Origin of the sequence: Thermoactinomyces sp. CICC 10522 (assembly GCF_016055075.1) — a bacterium.
Taxonomy (GTDB): Bacteria; Bacillota; Bacilli; order Thermoactinomycetales; family Thermoactinomycetaceae; genus Thermoactinomyces_A; species Thermoactinomyces_A daqus.
The window spans coordinates 1-4807 of record NZ_JAECVY010000044.1; the positions used below are offsets into that span (position 1 = coordinate 1).

The window sequence follows — 4807 nt, forward strand, 5'->3', positions numbered from 1 at the left end:
TTTCATTCGATCCGTTAGAACTATGTCTGGAATCCCGCCGAAATACTCAAACGCATGAACCAGGCAGCGGAGGAAACTGTGGATGTCGCAGCGCTTGGCAAACTCCACATAGATCGCTCGGGAGTAGCCGAGAACCATGACAAACACAGGCACTTTGTGGACTTGACCCTCCGGGTCCACGTATTCACAGATCCCCCAGTCTACCTGGGCTTGTTCCCCAGGGCGGGATTCATACCGTTGAACTGCAGGGAGCTGTTTGGGAGGACAGAAATCCTTGACATAGTCTTTAAGAATAGTTCGACCGCCTTGGTAGCCTTGCTCACGGAGAAACCGGAAAAGGACTTCGCAGTTGTAGATGCCTTGATCCATGTACTGGTGCAGAAGCGGCTTGAAGGGATCCAACTTGGATGGCCGTTTTCGCCGGGGCTTCCGCTCCGGAAGCCCCTCTGCACGAAGATACCGCCGGACGGTATTGCGGGCATGTCCCGTTTCTCTCGAAATCGCCCGAATACTCTTGCCAATCGCCTTCGATTCGTGTAATTTAATCACAGTCCCACTCCTTAGCATAATTCTCCCTCCGAAGAAATGTAGCGGTTTCGTTCGAAGGGGATTATTCGACGGGAGTGGGTCAATTCTTTTTCGGCGATCCTGGGTCAATTATACGCCGTCGGTAACAAACAGATTAATATTTATGAAATTACCGTTTTGTATGAACACATTGATCTGAGCCTTGTGGCCATTCATATTGACTACCCAAAGTTTATTGAATCCTTCTTTCAGCAAACCTTGTTGATCAGCATCTCTAATAGCATTTACAGCTCTTTGAATAATATCAAATTTATTGTTTCCTATCTCCCCCCCTCCACTTAACATAAGATCAAAAAAGGACAGGCTGACCTTTGGTCAAATCTGTCCCTCAAAAGTAATATCTATTCTTTTCCATTTAAAGAACAGTTTCTTAGAGTTAATCGAAACACTGGGCTATTTTTTGAATTCTTTTTTCATAAAAATCTAATTAAGTTCTTGGATTATAGTCTATATGAACAAATTCAAGCCCCTTTAGAACATTAGTAATTCTTTTTGAAAGATCTTCAATTTCTTCAGAGGTTAATTCATTTTCTAGTTGACTCAGATTAACGCTCGTTAGCTCTTTTTTAATCGCTTCAATATTACCAACAAATACCTTTTCGTGGGTTAATACGATCTCACCTAATGCAATATGAACTAGCAAACTCTCTGTTTTCCCCTCATTACAAACTGTTTCAAACTCATAAAAGGTTCTTGCAACAGCATACCTATAACCTATATTTTTTCTCAAGAAATCTTCGTAAGTTTCTTTCACAGCCTCAAGCAACTCATGATATTCCCAATCCTTCAACAAATAACCCTCCAGTATTAAGAATAAAGATTATTTTATTATCCTATTACCATTATTATGGACAATATCTAATTTAATGTTTGGATATTTTTTAGCAAACTCTGCTATTACTCTACTACAACTCGCACAGGTGTCTAATTCTGTGAATAACTTAATCTCCCCAGTAGCTTTTGTATTATCACCTAGTCTAGCTGCAATATCATTAAGGATTTTATATTCTGTATCTGAATCCCTAAGAAATATATCTCCATTCTTGTTGGGTGCTGGATAAGCTTTAAAAATTGGATTTTTGGGCTTTAAGGAAATATCAGGGACTCTTTCTGATAATGTTCCTGTCAGTTCGTCAATACTACTATGTGCATAAAACTCAGTCTTACTAATTCCACTAACATGAACTTCCGCTATAGCAAAGTTACCTGATTTTTTATATTTACTTGGTAAAGCTGCTCTTAATTCCTTAACTCTGTTAATGATATCTGCATCAACCTTTGAATCAAGTGGTCTAGTTTTAAAAACTTTTCCCGTAACACTGTCTTTATTCGTTCCAGTTATATCGTCACCATTAGAAGCAAACTTCTGCAACCACGTACCGAATTCAGTATCTCCAACAGTTATTTTACCAAAACTTATGGATGGTATTTTATATCCTGATCCCGATGCTTCCAAAACTCGAACCTCAAGTGTCGGGATCGGAATATCCGTTATTTTGGAAAGGATCGAACCCGAATGCTCTGATATGGACCAACTCGTAAATGCAAAGAGTCCACCAAAGATTGTCGCAACAACCGTATTCCTGAAATTCACCTTCCCGGTCTTAAACCAATCAAAAAAAGTTTGACCCGTTCCGCTCCCTACTGCCCCGCCAAAGATTTTAGGAAAGGCTTCACCTAACCAGGATATCTTCGAACCCAGCCAAGAAACAAAGCCCGAACCGGCAATGCTTGAGGTTGCATAGGAGCCGACCACCCCTCCAATGCCTCCAGACAGGCCTCCAAATAGCATATCTGAGAGCATTTCTGGTCCAAGAAAGTTATTTCCTGTAAGCCAAGAAAACAGGCCACTGATGACAATACCAGTCAGAATCCCTTCAGCCAGGGAAGCTCCCGAGATTACGACCGCACCAAGCACGAACTCGCCACCCGCAACTATCAAAACCACAGCGACAATGACCAACACGATAAGCCCGATCGTTACTCCAATGGTGACGATATTCTCCTTAATCCAGTCCCATGCAGAAGACAACCCATCTACAACGACTTTCGTAATCTGATCACAGACATTACAAATCCAGTCCCATGCTTCGGAACAAACTTCCTTTGTTTTATTCCAGGCACTGGAGACGGTTTCCTTCGTCCAATTCCATGCTTTCGAAAGCCAATTCCCATCTCCATGCTCTTTTTCTTTTTGTGGAGTTGGGGTGACTGGCGCTTCCTTCGTCGGCGCCGGACCTTGTTGAACCTTTTCAAAGTGATCATTTACATGGGGGACGTTAAAGCTGCTCCCACTCGCAAAAACTTGACCACTTCCCAAAATACTTATGCCAAGAAAAGCGAAGAGAACGATGATCATGAAGCGATAAAAATACTTGCTCATATGTACCGTTACGGAAAATTAGGAAGTCTCTCCGTAACGGGTTCACCCCTCTCTACTTAAAAATGATTCAAGATCAGAGCAAAAAAGACAGACTCAACCTTAGGTCAACTAAGTCCAATAAGGAGGAAGATTCAATCGGAAAGTCAGGTTTCTTTGACAAGAACTCTTGGTTAAACTTGGTCCGTTTGGCGAAATTTCATAACCATTTGGGTCCATGCTTGCAAAATGTGATCCAGAAGCTGCACGAAGTTATCCATATTTTTCTTGGACTTCCTTGAAGTCTTGGAAAAAACGTTGCTTCTTCATCCCACCCCAGTAACCTTCAAGCTATGGATTCTTTGACCAAGACTATGTGTGATTTATTGGCTTGTTCCCGTTTGTTCACGTTTAGCTTGACTCTTTTGCTACGGCATCCCCTTCATCGGACTAATCAAAATCAGTGAAATCTTAAAACCCCTCTCCAATCTACTAAATTGATTTACTTTAAAATTATATGCAAATATCCAATTTATTTATCATATCATTTGTTTTATTTTTGTCAAAATAGGTAATATTTCATATTCAAAAACTATAGTACTCCATTTTAAAACACGACCGTTTACTGTGTAAGGTTCTCCAAATTAATAGAATCAAAGAGGAAATCGGTATGAAGTGTCGCAGATGGACCCCGGAGGAAAAAATAGATATCGTCTTAGCCAGGTTAAAGGAACATTTCAATCGCTGAATTATGCCGTCAGAACAACATCATCTAAACCCTCTATTACCGTTAGAACAATGCTTTTCTTAAGAGAATACCCATTGTAGTGCAAAATTAGGAAACGGAGAAAAGGGGCTCCCATTCCCCTTTCCCCAAATGATCCATATAACAAAAACCCCTGCCTTCTTTGCAAATGCGGCAGGGTCACATGCAGACTATATCTTTAATTCGCCCAATCTTACCAACTCCACTACAGCTTGGGATCGTCCTTTCACGTTTAACTTTTGCATGACGTTGCTGATGCGTACCTTTTGCAAACTTGGGGACGGGTTTATCTCAGACAAAAAGGTGCAGAATGCCCCGATTCGTTCCAGAAGGGGCTGTTCACAGTCGGATAGACTGTTCCGAAGTTGGTATTTACTAGCAATGCTCACAATCGTCCACGTTTAAATAACCCCACTCATATAAAAGAGTAGGGACTTCAATCGAGAAGTCCCATTATTAAAATTTACTCCTCTTCATTGATTCCAAACCATTGTAGATCAAGAGATTTATTTTTAATAATATATTTTATTTTACTTACTTTAGACTCTATCGCATCATCAAAATAAGTATTATCAAAACCTGGCGGATATTTCGTCCCTGATGTACGCATCCATTCTTCCACAAACACTTTTTGAATCTGTTTTTTGTTTTCTTTTTTGCCGCGTATAATAAGATAATCATAATCAGGAGTATTAAAATCAATATGGTATAACAAGAAAATGTTTTTATCCTCGGGATGAGAAATAACTAAATCCGTAAATCGATCTTCTGAATCCCAAGCCTCCTCAAATTTTTTTCAACCTCATTCCGATCAAATGGAATCTCAAGAACAGACAGAATTCGCTCCAATTGATTATCGAGTGCCGTAATTTCATAGATAGCCCAATTATGTTCAAACTGGCAGTAGTCGGTTAGTTTACTCATATATCTCTACTAATCCTTTTCATTTAATCTTCATTTATACCAAACCACTCTATATCTAAGGATTTATCTACAATAATATCTTCAATAATACTGATTCCAGACTCTATACGATCACCAAAGTATTTATCTACGTCCTGGTAAAAAGGCCGTTTTGGATGGGAAGTCCGATT

General features: G+C 40.0%; 4 protein-coding genes and 1 pseudogene. All 5 read right to left on the reverse strand.

Annotation, left to right across the window (positions count from 1 at the left end):
• A partial coding sequence (gene istA, locus I8U18_RS17430; protein ID WP_198065173.1) for an IS21 family transposase occupies window positions 1–567 on the reverse strand: 567 nt, incomplete at its 3' end.
• Between the two features lie 448 nt (window positions 568–1015).
• On the reverse strand, window positions 1016–1378 hold the full coding sequence (locus tag I8U18_RS17435) for an Imm3 family immunity protein (RefSeq protein WP_198056615.1): 363 nt from the start codon (window positions 1376–1378) through the stop codon (window positions 1016–1018).
• 30 nt (window positions 1379–1408) lie between these two features.
• Window positions 1409–2971, reverse strand: a complete 1563-nt coding sequence (locus I8U18_RS17930; RefSeq protein ID WP_232336451.1) for a deaminase domain-containing protein — start codon at window positions 2969–2971, stop codon at window positions 1409–1411.
• 912 nt (window positions 2972–3883) lie between these two features.
• A pseudogene (locus tag I8U18_RS17935) lies at window positions 3884–3970 on the reverse strand (helix-turn-helix domain-containing protein); the annotation flags it as partial.
• A 206-nt stretch (window positions 3971–4176) separates the two neighbouring features.
• Window positions 4177–4428 carry a hypothetical protein gene (locus I8U18_RS17445; RefSeq protein ID WP_198065174.1) on the reverse strand — a complete coding sequence of 84 codons (252 nt, stop codon included), beginning with the start codon at window positions 4426–4428 and terminating at the stop codon, window positions 4177–4179.
• Window positions 4429–4807: the final 379 nt, after the last annotated feature.